The organism is Halobacillus kuroshimensis DSM 18393, assembly GCF_000425705.1.
Classification (GTDB): domain Bacteria; phylum Bacillota; class Bacilli; order Bacillales; family Halobacillaceae; genus Halobacillus; species Halobacillus kuroshimensis.
Genome location: NZ_AUDY01000011.1, coordinates 1 through 17,406, shown reverse-complemented (window position 1 = coordinate 17,406; position 17,406 = coordinate 1). Strand labels below are relative to the sequence as shown.

At 45.8% G+C, this 17,406-nt stretch carries 18 protein-coding genes, 2 tRNA genes, 1 rRNA gene and 1 pseudogene; 6 read left to right on the top strand and 16 right to left on the bottom strand.

From position 1 onward, the window contains the following. Positions 1-181 precede the first annotated feature (181 nt). Together H615_RS0112825 and H615_RS22885 are read left to right on the top strand one after the other, a co-directional pair. Positions 182-523 (top strand): ImmA/IrrE family metallo-endopeptidase, encoded by a 342-nt coding sequence (locus H615_RS0112825; protein ID WP_244877760.1) that lies wholly within the window; start codon positions 182-184, stop codon positions 521-523. Between the two features lie 22 nt (positions 524-545). Then, positions 546-1,668: pseudogene (locus H615_RS22885) on the top strand (tyrosine-type recombinase/integrase). 112 nt (positions 1,669-1,780) lie between these two features. On the opposite strand, the gene H615_RS0112815 reads toward H615_RS22885, so the two are convergent. The 5 genes from H615_RS0112815 to groES form a co-directional block, all read right to left on the bottom strand. Then, complete coding sequence (locus H615_RS0112815) at positions 1,781-2,074, bottom strand: hypothetical protein (RefSeq protein WP_027955526.1); 294 nt, start codon at positions 2,072-2,074, stop codon at positions 1,781-1,783. A gap of 145 nt (positions 2,075-2,219) precedes the next feature. Further along, complete coding sequence (locus H615_RS0112810) at positions 2,220-2,657, bottom strand: DUF3908 family protein (protein WP_027955525.1); 438 nt, start codon at positions 2,655-2,657, stop codon at positions 2,220-2,222. 101 nt (positions 2,658-2,758) lie between these two features. Further along, complete coding sequence (locus H615_RS0112805; RefSeq protein ID WP_027955524.1) at positions 2,759-3,739, bottom strand: toll/interleukin-1 receptor domain-containing protein; 981 nt, start codon at positions 3,737-3,739, stop codon at positions 2,759-2,761. A 268-nt stretch (positions 3,740-4,007) separates the two neighbouring features. Continuing rightward, the gene (gene groL, locus H615_RS0112800; protein WP_027955523.1) at positions 4,008-5,642 is read right to left on the bottom strand and encodes a chaperonin GroEL; all 1,635 of its coding nucleotides are present in this window, start codon (positions 5,640-5,642) and stop codon (positions 4,008-4,010) included. 50 nt (positions 5,643-5,692) lie between these two features. After that, positions 5,693-5,977 carry a co-chaperone GroES gene (gene groES, locus H615_RS0112795; protein ID WP_027955522.1) on the bottom strand — a complete coding sequence of 95 codons (285 nt, stop codon included), beginning with the start codon at positions 5,975-5,977 and terminating at the stop codon, positions 5,693-5,695. 261 nt (positions 5,978-6,238) lie between these two features. Here groES and H615_RS0112790 point away from each other — a divergent pair, with 261 nt between their 5' ends. Then, a complete protein-coding gene (locus H615_RS0112790) occupies positions 6,239-6,949 on the top strand; it encodes a CPBP family intramembrane glutamic endopeptidase (RefSeq protein ID WP_027955521.1) in 711 nt (236 codons plus the stop codon). A gap of 4 nt (positions 6,950-6,953) precedes the next feature. Beyond that, entirely contained in the window at positions 6,954-7,151 is a 198-nt protein-coding gene (locus H615_RS0112785) for a YdiK family protein (protein ID WP_027955520.1), read from the top strand. Between the two features lie 126 nt (positions 7,152-7,277). On the opposite strand, the gene H615_RS0112780 is transcribed toward H615_RS0112785, so the two are convergent. Beyond that, positions 7,278-8,687 carry an MDR family MFS transporter gene (locus H615_RS0112780; RefSeq protein WP_027955519.1) on the bottom strand — a complete coding sequence of 470 codons (1,410 nt, stop codon included), beginning with the start codon at positions 8,685-8,687 and terminating at the stop codon, positions 7,278-7,280. Positions 8,688-8,873: 186 nt separating this feature from the next. Here H615_RS0112780 and H615_RS0112775 point away from each other — a divergent pair, with 186 nt between their 5' ends. Next, positions 8,874-9,695: an SDR family oxidoreductase gene (locus tag H615_RS0112775; protein WP_027955518.1), complete on the top strand. Its 822-nt coding sequence runs from the start codon at positions 8,874-8,876 to the stop codon at positions 9,693-9,695. 38 nt (positions 9,696-9,733) lie between these two features. Here H615_RS0112775 and H615_RS0112770 read toward each other — a convergent pair whose 3' ends face one another. Beyond that, on the bottom strand, positions 9,734-10,393 hold the full coding sequence (locus H615_RS0112770; protein WP_027955517.1) for a redox-sensing transcriptional repressor Rex: 660 nt from the start codon (positions 10,391-10,393) through the stop codon (positions 9,734-9,736). A 14-nt stretch (positions 10,394-10,407) separates the two neighbouring features. Next, positions 10,408-10,896 carry a cyclic pyranopterin monophosphate synthase MoaC gene (moaC, locus tag H615_RS0112765; RefSeq protein ID WP_027955516.1) on the bottom strand — a complete coding sequence of 163 codons (489 nt, stop codon included), beginning with the start codon at positions 10,894-10,896 and terminating at the stop codon, positions 10,408-10,410. Between the two features lie 159 nt (positions 10,897-11,055). Between moaC and H615_RS0112760 the strand changes: the two genes are divergently transcribed. Then, positions 11,056-12,990, top strand: a complete 1,935-nt coding sequence (locus H615_RS0112760; protein WP_027955515.1) for an ABC-F family ATP-binding cassette domain-containing protein — start codon at positions 11,056-11,058, stop codon at positions 12,988-12,990. Between the two features lie 306 nt (positions 12,991-13,296). On the opposite strand, the gene tsaD is transcribed toward H615_RS0112760, so the two are convergent. From tsaD to rrf, 8 genes are all read right to left on the bottom strand, one after another. Beyond that, entirely contained in the window at positions 13,297-14,340 is a 1,044-nt protein-coding gene (gene tsaD, locus H615_RS0112755; protein ID WP_035532175.1) for a tRNA (adenosine(37)-N6)-threonylcarbamoyltransferase complex transferase subunit TsaD, read from the bottom strand. Then, the gene (gene rimI / locus H615_RS0112750) at positions 14,337-14,780 is read right to left on the bottom strand and encodes a ribosomal protein S18-alanine N-acetyltransferase (RefSeq protein ID WP_027955823.1); all 444 of its coding nucleotides are present in this window, start codon (positions 14,778-14,780) and stop codon (positions 14,337-14,339) included. The genes tsaD and rimI overlap by 4 nt, the downstream gene beginning before the upstream one ends. A 1-nt stretch (position 14,781) precedes the next feature. Then, positions 14,782-15,468, bottom strand: coding sequence for a tRNA (adenosine(37)-N6)-threonylcarbamoyltransferase complex dimerization subunit type 1 TsaB (tsaB, locus tag H615_RS0112745; protein WP_027955513.1), 687 nt, complete (start codon positions 15,466-15,468; stop codon positions 14,782-14,784). After that, positions 15,465-15,920 (bottom strand): tRNA (adenosine(37)-N6)-threonylcarbamoyltransferase complex ATPase subunit type 1 TsaE, encoded by a 456-nt coding sequence (gene tsaE, locus H615_RS0112740; protein ID WP_027955512.1) that lies wholly within the window; start codon positions 15,918-15,920, stop codon positions 15,465-15,467. Before tsaE ends, tsaB begins: the two co-directional genes overlap by 4 nt. Next, entirely contained in the window at positions 15,921-16,907 is a 987-nt protein-coding gene (gene thiL, locus H615_RS0112735; protein ID WP_027955511.1) for a thiamine-phosphate kinase, read from the bottom strand. Positions 16,908-17,040: 133 nt separating this feature from the next. Then, positions 17,041-17,117, bottom strand: a tRNA-Asp gene (locus H615_RS0112730). 70 nt (positions 17,118-17,187) lie between these two features. Then, a tRNA-Met gene (locus H615_RS0112725) sits at positions 17,188-17,264 on the bottom strand. 36 nt (positions 17,265-17,300) lie between these two features. Continuing rightward, positions 17,301-17,406 (bottom strand): 5S ribosomal RNA (gene rrf / locus H615_RS0112720); the annotation flags it as partial.

The window sequence follows — 17,406 nt, the reverse complement described above, 5'->3', positions numbered from 1 at the left end:
ATTATCCTCAAGGAGGTTGATTAGATTGAGATTCACTCCATATACAACCACTACTCTTGAGGACTCAATAACTAAGTGGTATAAAAATCATGAAATTATTCTACCGGAAGACTTATGTATTCATAGAATTGAGTTAAAATCTCATATCTCCCTACTAAGTAAACCTACTTACGCTAGATACATGAAAGTGGGGAATTTTCAAGAGATAATTGTAGATAGTCGGATCCCTATAATCTATCAACGAGAACAGTTCTTCCATGAACTTTGCCACGCATTAAGACACACTGGTCGTCAGTCAATAATGCCAAAAGCTTTTTATGAGCTACAAGAAAGAGATGCAAGGCACTTCACTCTTTACGCCTCGCTACCCTACCACATGATTAAAGAGTACACATTGACTGACCCTGAGATCATTGACCTATGGTCTCAAGATTTCAATATTCCTTTAGATATATGCCAGGAACGACTGGAAAAAATAAAGCGACGTCCTATTGTACCAGTCAAAAACCATTTTATAACTTAATATTTAGACGGGAGGTGAAACTTTGGCATATATAAGGAAAAGAGGTAACAAGTGGTCCTATCAAGTGGAATGGTTAGATCCAGTCACCGGAGAAAGAAAAAGAAAAACAAAGTCTAAGGGGGGATTTATTAGAAAAACCGATGCAAGAATTGAAGCAGAAGAATTAGAAAGGGAGGTAAGGGTAGGATCCTACGTTGAAGAAAACAATACTACTCTCAACAAATTTGCCGATGAGTGGCTGAATTTCTATGCAAAAAATTCTAAGGTTAGTTCCCTGCGTGGGCGTACTAAAGAAATTAAGCACTTTAAAAGATATTTTACGAAAATGAAGCTATCTGATATTACAAGAAAACACTATCAAGCATTTCTTGATGATTTACACGAAAAAGGATGTGCACATAATACATTAGATGGAATCCATACTACTGGCCGAATGCTTTTTAAGAAGGCATTGGAATATAACCTTATTAAAACAAACCCAAATGAATTTGCAAAAATTCCAAAGAAAATAGAAACGGTAGAAGAAATTGAATAAAATGATGAGGTAATAAAATTTCTTGAGAAAAATGAACTAATAACTTTTTTAAAAACGGCTAAGGATCAGGAGCTAGATAGAGACTTTTAAATGGAACGATGTGAATTTTAATAATGAATCCATGCGTATTACAAAGACCTATTACAATCCGAATAATAATACAAAAAATTATCAGCTGCTCACTCCTAAAACAAAAGGATCTATACGGACTATAAAAATGGATAAACAAGTAATCAATGAGTTTAAGAAGCATTTAACTTATCAAAAAGAAATAAAAATGGCTTTTGGAAATCAGTATACTGATTTTGGATTTGTTTTTGCAAAAGAGATCAATAACCCTGGCTATCCTGATTTTATAAAGACGGTTGAAAACCGGATGAGACGTTTATTAAAGCTTAGTGGAATTGAAAAAAATGTTACTCCTCATTCATTCAGGCACACCCACACATCTCTTTTAATTGAGGCAGGAGTCGGTGCCAAAGAAATTCAACAAAGGTTAGGACACAGTGATATAAATACTACCATGAACATCTACGCGCACATTACAAAGAACATGGAGAAAAAAGCATCTGAAAAGTTCAGCGAGTTTATGAAAGGTGCATTAGATTAGCTATATAAGAGTGGTATTTAAATAATATCCGGATATGCAAAGTATAGATTTTGTTTATCCGGTTATTTACTTTTTATTATAGCCTTTAAGAAGAAATAGAACACAAGGTTGATTAGGATTTACCGTTCTTATAAAATATTGCTGTGGTAACGGCTACACCTAGTACAGCACTATACCTAATTAAAGTTTCAGTAGTTCTTTGTTTTAGAGCCTTGCTTGCAACCTCTTGGTTATCTGGATTTAGTTCGATAACCTTATTTCTAAAATTATCACCACTGTCTATATCTTTTCCAAAGGCTTTAAAAAATTCAATAACAGGTGCCGCAGCATCTTTAGAGACTTCACCTAACTTTTCCACTCCATACAGTCCCATTTGCCTAACCTTATCAACTTTATTTTCTTTCAAAATGATCCCTCCTGAAATATTTTAATTACCTTACGCTATCAAGGTAATAAAGGTTTCAATTTTTATCTAATTTTTCATTTTAGGAAGTGGACAGAAAAACGCCTAATTGAATTTTTCACCTTTGGTATATAGCCTAATGACTTTACTAAGCTATCATTTTATATATTTCTAGAATAGCTGTGAAATATTTTCGCTTCCATGCTTGATTTGAATTGTTGCTATTAAAAACTTCTTTCTCCCCATCTTTAAATATAAGGGACAACTCAACTTGGCTATTATTTAAGTTCATTTGACTTATTTCTACCCTTACTAATTCTCTTAGCATACGTTTTTTTACAGTAATATACCCATCATTATAAATACAAGATAGTATAGATTCTTTAGAAATAAATATCAATTCAACTTCGTTGTTTTCTTGCCACAGATACTTAGGGTAAAACATATATCCTTTGTGATTAATATCATCTAAGATTCCACTCTCTAATAATTCTTCAATAAAATATTCGAGATTTCTCCAAGAATTATTAGAGTAACTTTCTTGTAACGCATATTTCCTTAATTGTTCTAAACTAATAAAATCCATATAAACTCTCCCTCTATTATTTACGTATTTTTAAGTACGTCTAAATGGATTATGTTGCGTTTCAAAACGAATATTAAAGCATATTGACTGAACATTGGATTTTATTTGATGTAATGGGATAAATTATTTCTCCATATTTCTTGCACTATACTTCTTGGGTCACTTACTTCTTTATTTCCAAACATATTCATTGTCATACTTAACTTCATTTCATTTCTATTATTAACTTCACACCTTATGGTTTCATTCATAGAGTTATCAGAATAGGGATCAATGTGGTTGTCATAACTTAAATTAATTCCATTACCGAAGTGCCCACCTAACCATATCTTAATTCCTATTTTTTGTTGCCCGTTGACATAAAGTTTAAATATATGTTTCTTATTGCTAATTTGTTCGGTGACATATTCAAAGCTTGAAAGCTCTTCTTTAAGGTGATTAAAAAGTGCGACAAACAAATTTTGAATTTCTTCATAACTTTCAGACAGAAACCTATCCTTATCTATATCCCTTACTTCTCTTGAATTCGGTAATTCTATATTCTTAAAAAAGTCTTTTTCATTTTTTGAAGGAGAATCAATTTCGCGTATCGGTTTTAGATCTCGCTTCTTTCCTAAAGGAACTTTTTCGTACATAGGGACACCTTCAATTCGATGGAGGAGTTCCAAAAACTTTTCATCAAAAAATTCATCCTCAGAAAAATCTATAGCATAATAACCACGTAAATGAAATGGAAAAGCTTCCTTAAAGTTTCCCTGGTGCTTTAAAATGAAAATAAACCTGTTAGGATCTTCTTGGATATCTGGCAAACTAAGCAATGTCTCAAAGCCTACTCCTCCTTGTATCTCATCTGCTTTTTTGGCAAATTTTTCTGTTAATACGATAATGACATTATCATTATTTCTCATGTTATTAATCATCATCTGATAAAGGTTTGTAGTTTTTGATTGTGTTACATATTTATCGAAAGATGCATCAACACCATTATTTCTTAATTCAACAACAAGATCCATCACCCATTGCTCATGAGACTTATCATCCCAACTGTAACTAATAAATACTTTCTTATTATCTATTGACATAAGCTCCCTCCTAATCTCATCTCCTAAACAATTATTCCAAATTTTAGTTTTTATACAAATAGATTCATACACTATCATTAATAATTTCACTTCAACACTTATATCGTTTTTTCCATATTTTTAAATAAAAAAGCCTCCCAAAAGTTCAGGGAACTCATAAGAGGCTTCTGGGACTTAAAGAGATTTCCAGGGGAAATCCAGTCAAAATCCAGTCAATATTCAATTTTAGGGTTTCAAATCCTTGTCTATCAAAGGGGTTGGGGGCAGATTACATCATGCCGCCCATACCGCCCATGCCACCCATGTCAGGCATGCCGCCGCCAGCGTTATCTTCTTCAGGAAGATCAGCGACTACCGCTTCAGTCGTCAAGAACATAGCGGCTACGGAAGCTGCGTTTTGAAGCGCAGAACGTGTAACTTTAGTTGGGTCAACGATACCCTGCTCAACCATGTTTACCCATTCGCCTGTGGCTGCGTTGAAGCCTACGCCGACTTCTTCGCCTTTCAGACGCTCAACGATGATGGATCCTTCAAGACCCGCATTGTGGACGATCTGGCGAACCGGCTCTTCAAGCGCACGGAGAACGATGCTTGCACCTGTCGCTTCGTCGTCGACAAGGCCAAGGCCTTCGACAGAGGTAATGATGTTGACAAGCGCTGTACCACCACCGGCTACGATGCCTTCTTCTACAGCTGCTCGAGTAGAGTTCAAGGCGTCTTCGATGCGTAGTTTACGCTCTTTCAATTCTGTTTCTGTAGCAGCGCCGACTTTGATGACAGCTACGCCCCCGGAAAGTTTAGCAAGGCGCTCCTGCAGTTTTTCCTTGTCGAATTCAGAAGTGGTTTCTTCTGCCTGGGCACGGATTTGAGCGACACGGGAAGAGATCTGCTCAGGGTTTCCGGCACCTTCGACAACCGTTGTGTTTTCTTTAGTAATGACCGCTTTGGACGCGCGTCCAAGCTGATCGATTGTTGTATTCTTCAATTCAAGACCAAGATCTTCTGTGATGACCTGGCCGCCCGTAAGTGTTGCAATGTCTTCAAGCATCGCTTTACGACGATCACCGAAGCCTGGAGCCTTAACAGCTACTGCGTTGAATGTACCGCGCAGCTTGTTCACTACAAGTGTAGCAAGTGCTTCGCCTTCAACGTCTTCAGAGATCAATAGAAGCGGCTTGGACTGCTGAACCACTTGCTCAAGGACAGGAAGAACTTCCTGGATGTTGTTGATCTTCTTATCTGTAATGAGGATGTAAGGATCTTCAAGAACCGCTTCCATCTTATCCTGGTCAGTGACCATGTAAGGAGAAGCATAGCCGCGGTCGAACTGCATACCTTCAACCACTTCAAGCTCGGTGTTGAAGCCTTTGGATTCTTCAATCGTGATAACACCGTCGTTACCTACACGCTCCATAGCTTCAGCAATCAGCTGGCCGACTTCGTTGTCAGCAGCAGAGATGCTTGCGACCTGCGCGATGGAATCGCGGCCTTCGATCGGCTTGGAGATTTTGCGAAGCTCTTCCGTTGCTACAGCTGTCGCTTTCTCGATTCCTTTACGGATACCGACAGGATTCGCACCGGATGTTACGTTTTTAAGACCTTCACGGATCATCGCCTGAGCAAGGACCGTTGCTGTCGTCGTACCGTCACCGGCCACGTCGTTGGTTTTGGAAGCAACTTCAGATACAAGCTGAGCACCCATGTTTTCGAAGTGATCTTCCAGCTCGATCTCTTTTGCGATGGTTACACCATCATTAGTAATGAGTGGAGAACCGAATTTTTTATCAAGAACGACGTTACGTCCTTTTGGTCCGAGTGTAACTTTAACAGCATTTGCTAATGTATCTACACCACGCAGCATAGAGCGGCGTGCGTCTTCACTAAATTTGATTTCTTTAGCCATTTAAAATGCCCTCCTCATTAATATCGTATGTTTAAGTATTTTTGAAGAATTTACTGAATGACAGCAAGTACGTCGGATTCGCGGAGAATCAAGTATTCACTGCCTTCATACTTCACTTCGGTACCTGCGAATTTGGAGTAGATCACGCGGTCGCCGGTTGCGACTTCAAGTGCTACTTTCTCGCCGTGTTCGGTTACGCGGCCGTTACCGACAGCAACAACTTTACCTTCCAGCGGCTTTTCCTTCGCAGAATCCGGAAGTACGATTCCGCTTGCAGTAGTCTGCTCTTCTTCAACTAGTTCAATGACAATACGATCACCAAGTGGCTTTAACAATTAGGACACCCTCCTTGATATGGTTGTTCAGATTTTAGTCGTTTATTAGCACTCGACATAGGTGAGTGCTAACACAATTCTTATCATAATCAATTCACTACTGTTTTTCAAGTAGAAACTCTAGAAATTTATCCAAGTTTTTCGACAAAAATCGCACGTTCCTGCGTATCGCTTACGTGTGGTTTTGAAACTGTGATAAAATACATAAAGTATGTAGTGCAGGAAGTGTTCCTGCTGCTGAATAAAAGGAGTCGTAAACGTATGCCCAAACGATATTGGTATATCATTTTAATTTATGTAGTGACACAGCTTTCCACGCTTGTCTTTGCTCCTCTTCTGATCGCTGCAGGGTTTGAGCGGTTTGATGCGGTGGCTGTCTCGTCTGTCATCAGCTTTACGATCGCAACATTGATCATTCTGCTGCTGCTCCGTCCGGAAAGAAAGGAAGCGTACGCGCGCGATGAAAAAGCTGGTGCCGGAAAAGTCATTCTCTGGTCGATCGCCGGTGTGTTTCTCGCTTTGTTTGCACAGGCGATCGCCGCCACCATTGAACGTGAGGTGTTCGGTGTGCCGGCCGGTTCGGAAAATACGATGGGCTTGATGGAAATTGCCCGGGAAGCCCCGCTTTTCATTCTACTCCCTGTTGTATTCGCTCCGATTACAGAAGAGATTATTTTTCGTAAAATTATTTTTGGAGAAATTTACAAACGCACGAACTTCCTGCTTGCAGTGCTCGTTTCTGCACTTGTATTCGGTGCGTTCCACTTCGACTTTAAGCACATGTTAGTCTACTTCTCCATGGGTGTGGTATTCGCCTTCCTTTACGTCAAAACAAAACGAATTATTACACCAATCGTGGCTCATATGGCGATGAACTCGTTTGTTGTCGCCACCCAGTACTTTTTGACAGAGGAAGATATCCGCCGCATGCAGGAGCAGGTCGAGACGATCTTCATTGGAGGGTTATTCTAAACTTATGAAAACATCTCCATTATTCATGGCGCTGCTGTATTTTTCCTTAGGGATTGCTTTTACGTATATTGCCGCTCAGGCAGCGGTTGAAACGATCTGGAATGCAACGACGATCATTTTGTCGCTTGTCGCCACCTTCAACATTGCCGTGGCCGTTCGTTTATACAACCTTCATAACAAAATTAAGAATACGAAGAAATAAGAAAAACGCAGGCGCGATGCCTGCGTTTTTTATGTTTATTAAGGTGGCCGTGCCCGCGGACAGGCATCCACCGATAAGTGGAACACGACCATCCACATACTTTCCAGGCGAGAACAAGCTCTTTACTTATGCTTGTTTTTCGTCCTCATCCGGAACGCCTTTCAAAATAAAGGAAAACGGCAGCGCAATCAGCAGCACAACCGCCGACACAAGGAAAGCTTCATTTAATGTCTGCAGGGTGGCCGCCTGCATTTCGATATCCCCTCCTGCGGAAATCTGCGCGCGTCGGACTTCATAATAAATAGAGAAAAAGACGATACCGAGCGAAGAGGAAATCTGCCGGATGATGTTGTTCATCGCACTTCCCTGTGCGACAAGATGCTCAGGAATAGCATTCATTCCGGACGTCGTCGCCGGCATGTTCCCCATTCCCATGCCCAGACCGCGCACCGTGTTCAAGGCGAGAATCATCCAATATGGGGTGGAAAGCTTCAGCATCCCAAGCCCCAGTGTCGCCAGGGCCATAATCGTAAGACCGGGCGGAACGACGTACTTCGGTCCCTTTTTATCAAGTATCCGTCCGCCGATCGACATGAACACCCCGCTCGCCGCGGCTGCCGGCAGGAACAACAGACCTGTCATGACTTCATTCAAGCCGTAGACATTTTGAATGAGCAGCGGCAGCAGGAAAATTCCTGAGAACAACCCGATCGATGCAGCCGAGGTGACAAGGATGGATACGGAATAGGTCGGCACTTTGAAGACCGATAGATTGAGAAGCGGATCGTCCTGACGGTTTTCGTAAAAGACGAACAAGACGATTGCCAATAAGCCGACCACCACGAGCGTCAGGTTCAGCGGATCCATCAATTTATCCAGTGTCCTTCCGCGTCCGAGCGCGAACAACACGGATCCGATACCTAAGGTAATGATAAGAAACCCGACAAGGTCGAACTTTTTCTCCGGATGCGTTTCCGTCCGCTCCAGAAACTTCGCAGATAAAATCAGACCTGTCAGTCCAAACGGAATGTTAAAGGCAAACAGCCACGGCCAGTCCACATACTGGATCAACAGTCCCCCGACGGTCGGACCGATTGCCGGAGCGACCATCGCCGCAACCCCGTAAACTCCGACCGCCAGTCCCCGCTCATGTCTCGGGAACGAGTTGAAAATGAGTGCCATGGCGATCGGCAGCATCAAGCCCCCGGCCATTCCCTGAATCGCCCGGGAGATGATCACCATACTGAGCGTGAAGGAAAAGAATCCAGACAACGACCCAAGGATAAAAATAAACAAACCGGTCAGGTAGACTTTCTTTTTCCCGAACCGGTCTCCGAAATACCCCGTCAGCGGCATCGTCATCCCCATGGCGACCATAAAGATCGTTAAAATCCACCCGACGGCTACGGCATTGGAATCAAAAATTTCAATGAACCGCGGTAAAATCGGGTTCAGCATACTATTATTTAAGATGACGGTAAACGTTCCAAACAGAACCGATATGACGACAAGCCATTTATTCGGCAGCTTACTCATAGATGTCCCTCACTTTCTGTCGATTCGTACACTATTATCTACTATACCACCTCGGAAACGGATTAACCCTTCCATCGGCCGTTCCAGTTTATTTTTGGTCAAATGAGCGGTGTAAGCGTTCCCTTATGTTTCCAGTCTATAACCCCTGGGTAGTATACAACCAGATGAATAAAGGAGGAAGATCATATGGGACGTTTAGACAATAAAACGGCAGTCGTGACAGGAGCCGCGACAGGAATCGGTAAAGCGACCGTGAAGCTTTTCGCACAGGAAGGCGCCCGCGTCATCTGTGCTGACGTCGATGAAGAGGATGTCCGAAAAACTGTGGAAGGAATCAACACCAACGGCGGGCAGGCGGAATCCTACGCCCTGGATGTGTCCGAGCAGGAAAGTGTCCGCGTTTTTGCCAATTATGTAGAGGAAACGTACGGAACGATTGATGTGCTGTTCAACAACGCCGGTGTGGATGAAGAAGGCGGCAAGGTGCACGAATATCCGGTCGATTTGTTCGACCAGATCATTTCCGTCGATTTGCGCGGCACCTTTTTAGTCAGTAAATATCTGCTTCCGCTCATGTTTGAAAATGGTGGTTCGATCATCAATACATCATCCATGTCCGGACAGGCGGCTGATCTGGACCGTTCCGGCTACAACGCAGCCAAGGGCGGAATCACCAATTTCACCCGGGCGATGGCGATTGATTACGCACGTCAGGGCATCCGTGTGAATGCGGTATCCCCCGGAACGATTGAAACGCCGCTCGTTGATGAACTGGCCGGTACGAAAAAAGAAGAGGAAGGTCGTGAATTCCGGGAAGCGCAGAAATGGGTGACACCGATGGGCCGGTTAGGAAAGCCGGAGGAAATCGCCTCCGCCGCCCTTTTCCTCGCTTCTGATGAAAGTTCGTTCATTACCGGTGAGGATCTTACTGTGGACGGCGGACTGACCGCCTACACGTGGCCGGGTAAAATGCTGATGGACAACAGCTGGAAAGAAACGACGAAGTAGTAAAAAAGACTTAGAGCAGACAACGCTCTAAGTCTTTTTTATGCTTCATCCACCGGCCCATCCTCCATCAGCGGATAATGCTTCAGGAAATAGACAAGGGCCTGCAGTTCAATCGCAAGGTCGATATGGTGCACTCGAACGTGCGATGGTACGCTGATCCGCGCCGGCGTGAAATTGAGAATCCCGCTCACGCCCGCTTCTACAAGGCGTTCTGCAATGCCCTGGGCGGCGGATGCCGGTACCGTTAAGATGGCAACCTCAAGGTCACCGAGCTGGTTTTCCAAGTCGTCGATGTGGTGCACTTCGACACCGCCGACTTCCGTACCGACCCGCTCCTCGTTGGCATCAAAGGCCATTTCAATTTTCGTATTGTTGTTTTTCGTAAAATTGTAATTCAGAAAAGCCGTTCCCAGATTCCCTACACCAATCAGGGCGACCTTCGTCGTTTCATCCTGATCGAGCGTCTTTCTGAAGAAGGACAGCAGGTATTCCACGTTGTAGCCGTAGCCCTTCTTCCCGAGTGCTCCGAAGTAGGAAAAATCCCGGCGGATCGTAGCGGAGTCGACTTTCACCGCCTCACTCAGCTCTTTCGATGATACACGCAGCTTTCCCTGACTGTGCAGGTTATTCAAGAAGCGGTAATACAGCGGCAGCCGCTTGGCTGTCGCCTGTGGAATTTTTGCTTGTTCCATATCCATGGCTCCGACCTCCTTTACCGATCCGTTCGTTTATAGTCGCCATTTTTGCCACCGGTCTTCTCCGACAAATACGTCGGCCCGATGACCATCCCTTTATCTACGGCTTTACACATGTCATACACCGTAAGCGCAGCAGCGGACGCAGCCGTGAGCGCTTCCATTTCCACACCTGTGCTTCCCTTCGTCCTGGCGGAAACCTCGATGATCAAACGCGGTTTCTCTCCATCAAGCTCCCAGTCGAAGGAAATATCGACACCCTTCAACGGTAGAGGGTGACACATTGGAATCCAGTCCGGGGTTTTTTTAGCAGCCATGATACCGGCCACCTGGGCTACAGACAGAACGTCCCCTTTTTCCATCGTCCGTTCTGTAATTTTATGATAAATCTCTTTGTTCACTTCTACACTTGTGAAGGCGACCGCCGTCCTTACGGTATCTTCCTTGCCGGATATATCCACCATCCGGGCACGGCCTTCTTCATTGAAATGACTAAATTCCGTCATTGGCACGTTCCCCTTTTTCTACATGGTTCTGATTGAAACACTACTCTTATTCTACCAAAAAATCAAACCGGAGTCGTCAACGTTCGCTTTTCACACGGGGGATTCTGTTGCTAGTGGGCATCCGTATAAGATACACTTAGTTCATCGAGGTGAAACGACATGATTCTCATGCAGCTGAATCAACTGACGAAGCGTTTCGGCGCCGAGTTGATTTTAACGAATATTAAATTGGAAGTACAAAAGAATGACCGGATCGCCATCGTCGGCCGGAACGGGGCAGGAAAATCGACCCTGTTGAAGATTATGGCCGGAGAGATGAGCTACGATTCCGGAGATATGTTCAAACCGAAAGATGCATCGGTCGGATACCTGGAGCAGCATACAGGTCTGCAGTCCGAAAAGTCGATCTGGGATGAGATGGAGCAGGTTTTTGACCACTTAAAATCATTGGAAAAAGAACTCCGCTCCATGGAAGTGCAGATGGCCGATCCCGCGCTGATGGAAGATCAGACCCGCTATCAGCAGCTGCTGAAGGACTACGACCGGAAACAGGAGCAGTTCAAGACCGCCGGCGGCTACCATTATGAAGCCGATATCCGGGCCGTCTTGAACGGACTTAACTTCAAGGATTTTGACTGGACTACACCGATTTCTACATTAAGTGGAGGTCAGAAAACACGGCTGGCGCTCGGGAAGCTGCTGTTAACCAGTCCCGATCTATTGATTCTTGATGAGCCGACCAACCACCTGGACATCGATACGCTGAGCTGGCTGGAAAACTACCTCCAGGGCTATCCCGGTGCCGTGGTCATCGTTTCGCACGACCGTTACTTCCTGGATAAAATCGTCGATACCGTATACGAGATCGCTTTTCAATCATCGAAGAAGTATCATGGCAACTACAGCAACTATTTAAAGAAAAAGGAAGCCGACTTCGAACAGGAAATGAAGCGCTTTGAAAAGCAGCAGGAAGAAATCAAACGGATGGAGGACTTCATCCAGAAGAACCTTGTCCGGGCGACAACGAGTAAGCGGGCGCAGAGCCGCCGCAAGCAGCTCGAGAAAATGGATAAGCTGGACAAGCCCAAGGAAGACAACCTGTCAGCGAAGTTCAGTTTCCAGGCTGCGAGAAGAAGCGGCAATGATGTGCTGAAGCTGAGAGACTATGCCTTCCGCTATTCGGACAGCTCGTCCTATTTATTCGATAACCTGACGCTTGATCTGAACCGTGGGGACTCTGTAGCGCTCGTCGGGCCAAACGGTGTTGGAAAAACGACCCTCCTGAAGACGCTTGTCGGTGAACTGGAAGGGACAAAAGGGAAAAAGCTCCTCGGCACAAACGTCCAGATCGGCTATTATGACCAGGAACAACTCAAGCTTCAGTCTAAGAAAACGGTGCTGAACGAGCTGTGGGATGATTACCCAATGAAAAATGAAAGAGATATCCGGACGATTCTGGGCAACTTCCTGTTTTCAGGGGAGGACGTGCTGAAACCGGTCTCTGCATTGAGCGGCGGGGAAAAAGCACGATTGTCCCTCGCCAAGCTGATGATGCAGGAAGCCAATTTCCTCATTCTCGATGAACCGACCAACCACCTGGACCTGGACAGTAAAGAAGTGCTGGAAGCCGCACTCGTCGACTACCCGGGCACCCTGCTGTTCGTTTCCCACGACCGTTACTTCATCAACAAGATTGCCGATCAAGTCGTGGAAATGAAGCCGGAGAACACACGCCTGTTCCTCGGGGACTATGACTATTATGTGGAGAAGAAGCAGGAAGAATACGAACTGCAGCAGTTGGAAGAAGCCGAACGCGCCCAGGAAAAACCTGCGGAAAAGCAGACGCCTCCGAAAAACAGCTTTGAAGAGGATAAAGCCGCGAAGCGTGAGGAACGCCGGAAAAACCGCCGGATTGCTGAAATCGAAAAGGAAATCGAGGAAGTAGAAGCTGTACTGGAAGAAAACGAAGAACTGCTCTGTGATCCGGATATTTACCAGGATCACGAACGCTCTCTTGAAATTACGGAAGACAATAAAGAAAAGAATGCTCGTTTAGAAGCTTTAATGGAAGAATGGGAAGCTCTTCATGAGTAAACAAGAAAGCCGGCGCTCATACGCCGGCTTTTTTAGACTGTAGACTCGTGACCTCAATAGATCAGAGGCCGAAGAGGGGTCCTTCTCATACCCCTGTGAACCACTATTCAATATCCACAAAGTTTTCAACAGATCCACACGCGTATTTACAGTTCTCAACAGGGTTATACACATTATCCACAGGAAAACCCGTACTTATCCACGCAAAATGGTAACGTTTTCTTTCCATTATCTACTTGCCCACAGCCTTTTACTGGAAAAACAACTTATACACATGTGGATAACTCAAGAAAAGAAAGCTCCCCTTTAGGAAGGAGAGCCTGTTTTCCTTGCTCCGTACCTTTCAAGATCGAGCCCGGGGTTGGCATTCAAATCCCAGCCGGAACGATGGCCTTGATTGAAAGCTACAGCACCAGCTGCAGCAATCATGGCTGCATTATCCGTACACAAATGAAGGGGTGGGATCAGCAGTTCTGCCTTACTGTTCTGGAATTTTTCCTCCAACGCTTTTCTTAATCCTTTGTTGGCGGCCACCCCACCAGCAACAATCATCTGTTTCACACCGTATTCCTCTGCAGCACGGAGGGCTTTCGTAGATAAAACATCGACAACACTCGCCTGGAAGCTGGCCGCAACGTCTTCAGCCTTTAACTCTTCCCCACGCTGCTTCGCCTTATGAAGACGGTTGATGACGGCTGACTTCAATCCACTGAAGCTGAAGTCGTAGGAACCGTCCTCGAGCCATGCCCGTGGAAACTCGATCGTTTCTTCCCCTTCATGAGCCAGACGATCGATATGGGGACCACCTGGATAGGGAAGTTTCAGCGTCCGGGCGACTTTGTCATAGGCTTCTCCTGCAGCATCATCGCGTGTTTCCCCGATAATCTCAAACGAGCCGTGCTCGCGCATCAGTACGAGCTCCGTGTGACCACCGGAAACGACGAGCGCCAACAGTGGAAACTGAAATTCTTTTTCCAGACGGTTCGCATAGATATGGCCTGCGATATGATGCACGCCAACGAGTGGCTTCTGCTTGGCAAAAGCTATCGACTTCGCGGCGTTTACACCGACTAACAACGCGCCGACCAGCCCCGGTCCTTCTGTCACAGCAATCGCATCCATATCATCAATCGTCATGCCCGAGTCGTCCAGTGCCTGCTGAAGCGTGAGGGTCATCTGCTCAATATGATGCCTTGACGCGATTTCCGGGACGACGCCGCCAAAGCGCTTATGACTTTCTATTTGTGAGGCAACGACGTTTGTAATCAGTTCGGTTTCGTTTTTCACGACAGCAACGGCTGTTTCATCACAACTCGTTTCAATTGCAAGAATGTATTGATCTTCATTCATTTTAATCCCACCCACATAACGAGCGCATCTTCTCCATTGTCTGTATAATACCTCTTCCGTACACCACCGGGGACAAGACCGAATTTCCGGTATAGATGCTGGGCAGCCATGTTGGAGACACGGACTTCAAGGGAAAGCTGTACAGCTCCCCGCTCGACGGCTTCCCGGCACGTATGTCCGAAGAGCAGCTCCCCATACTTGTATCCACGGTACTCAGGAAGAATGGCAATGTTGGTTATATGCGCTTCATCGATAATTAACCACAACCCACAATATCCGATGATTTTCTCATCCTCTTCCACAACATAGTAGAAGGAGTATGGATTGTCGGTCATTTCTTTTTCAAATGTTTCCTGTGACCACGGCACAGCAAAAGATGCTTTTTCCACCTGCATCACAGCTTCGACATCGTCAATGGTCATTCGCCGGACGGACGCCATTTTACTTGTTCTCCTGCTGGGCCAGCCATTTGGCCTCTGCTTCAGGAAGGCGGAGATAATTCGGGACAAGGTCATGCAGCGGCCCCGGTTCCTTGTCAGCTCCAGCAGCTGCGACTAGGGAAGGTCTAGCGAACTGGTAAGGTGCGGCCGGAATGACAGCCTGGTCACCGAGCACTTCAAGGATTCGTTCCTTATGCACAGCTGTATCCTGGCTGATAAAGAGAACCTGTTCCCCTGACTCTTTCAGTTCCTGAAGCCAGTCCTCCATCAGCAGGTTGCGCTCCTCTTTCACTAGGGTCATCTCTCTGTCATACAACCCGGTATACACTAAACCGCGCCGGGCATCGAAAAACGGGCTGATATATCCTTGGAAAAAGGCTCCCTGACGTGCAGCCGCCTCCAGGCTGGATACACCGACAACAGGAATTCCAAGAGACCATGCCATCGTTTTCGCCGTCGTCAGTCCGATGCGGACACCTGTATAGGATCCAGGTCCGTGAGCGACAGCGATCCTGTCCAGTTCTTCCGGTTTCATTCCTGTGTCCTTCATTACCTGGTCAATCGCAGGCATCAGCCGGATGGAATGGTTCTTTTTCATATGGGTCACGTATTCCCCGGCAACTTCACCGTCTCTGAGAACCGCGACTCCCATTACGTAATTCGAAGTATCGATCGCTAAAATATTCATGACAAAATCTCCTTACATACCTGTTCCAATCGAGGAGAGGCTGTTTCAAAGTGAAAGACGCGTACGGTATCATCCAGGTACCGGATTGTGATGTCCAGTCGCTCTTCTGGAAGGTATTCCTCAATGAACTGGGCCCATTCCACAACGGTAACCCCGCCGCCGTCCAAATACTCATCGAAGCCGAGGTCCTCATCACTGTCCTCCAGACGATAAACATCCATATGATAAAAAGGCACTCGCCCCTGATATTCCTTAATAATCGTAAAAGTCGGGCTGTTAATGGTCCGTTTCACACCAAGCCCCTTTCCTAATCCCTTCGTAAACGTCGTCTTCCCCGCTCCGAGATCTCCTTCGAGGGTGAGTACATCACCCGCAGTCAGCTTCTCTCCAAGCCGGACAGCCATATCGTTTGTCTCTTGTACTGAACTGCTTTTCCATTCGAATGCAGTCATTTACTCACCCTCTTCCTTTAAATGTGTATACCCGGAGGCGTCAAGTCTCTCCCGCCCTCCATCTTTGGCGAGCCATACAGAGGGACTGTCAGACCTCATATGCTCCACATATCCAATCCGGGTCACACGGACACCCACGGACTCTGCCGTTTTTTCAACGACAGCCCAATCCTTCTCCGGAACTGTGCCAAGCAGCTCAAAGTCTTCACCACCGGAAAACATCCATGCTTGATAATGACCAGGATAACACCTCTCTAGAGCTTTGGAATAAGGAACCACCTCCGGATCAATGATGAGATCCATGTGTGAAGCGGCTGCGATTTCATTGGCTTCACTGGCAATCCCATCACTCACATCATTGAGCGCCATGCGGTTCAAAGAAGCCAGAGAAGAAGCGAAGGTGATTCTCGGCTCCGGCGTACGGTGACGCTGGATCAAATAATCAAGACCGTCGGACGATGCTGTCCTTCCTGTGAGCAGGTATTCCAAGCCCCCTCTGGAATCTCCTAGCGTACCGGTAACAAATAGAAGATCGCCGGCTTGAGCGTGAGAGCGGTACCGGGCTTTATCCTTGGATACAGACCCGATCACGGTCACAGTGAGCGACAGCTCCTGCCCGGAAACCGTATCTCCACCGATTAAGTCGACATCATAAAGATCAGCAAGCCGTTTCATGCCTTGATAGACCGCCTGCAGTTCCTGTTCCGACCAACTTTTTGGAATCGTAATCGAAACCATGTAGAAGCGGGGCGTGCTCCCCATCGCAGCCAGATCGCTCAGGTTAGCAGCAAGTACCCGCCATCCGATATGCTCAGGATCCATGGTTTCTCTTGTGAAATGGACCCCTTCCACCATCGTGTCGACAGCAGTGACGAAATCACCGTCCAACGGACGGATAACAGCTGCATCATCGCTGATCCCCTTCATGACTGAGGCCTGGCGGTAAAATTTCGGTTGTATGGAACGTATAAATGAAAACTCATCCATCATTCTAACCCTTTCCGTACGTTATGAATACTCCTAGTATACCAGGACACGCCCTCTAATAAAAAAATCCATAATAAAAGCCTTAGGAAAGCATCCTAAGGCTTTATGTATAACATTTAAAAGTTTAAAATAGTGGCGGTCCGGACGGGACTCGAACCCGCGACCTCCTGCGTGACAGGCAGGCATTCTAACCAACTGAACTACCGGACCATGATTTGGAAAATCATTTTAGACAAAAAAATTTTTGGAAGCGCCTGTGAAGCACGACCAAGAAATAATTTGGTTGCGGGGACAGGATTTGAACCTGTGACCTCCGGGTTATGAGCCCGACGAGCTACCAGACTGCTCTACCCCGCGATATTGTGGGAATGCATCCCATAAAATATTGTATCAACCTGGCGACGTCCTACTCTCACGGGGGTAAACCCGACTACCATCGGCGCTGAAGAGCTTAACTACTGTGTTCGGCATGGGAACAGGTGTGACCTCTTCGCCTTCA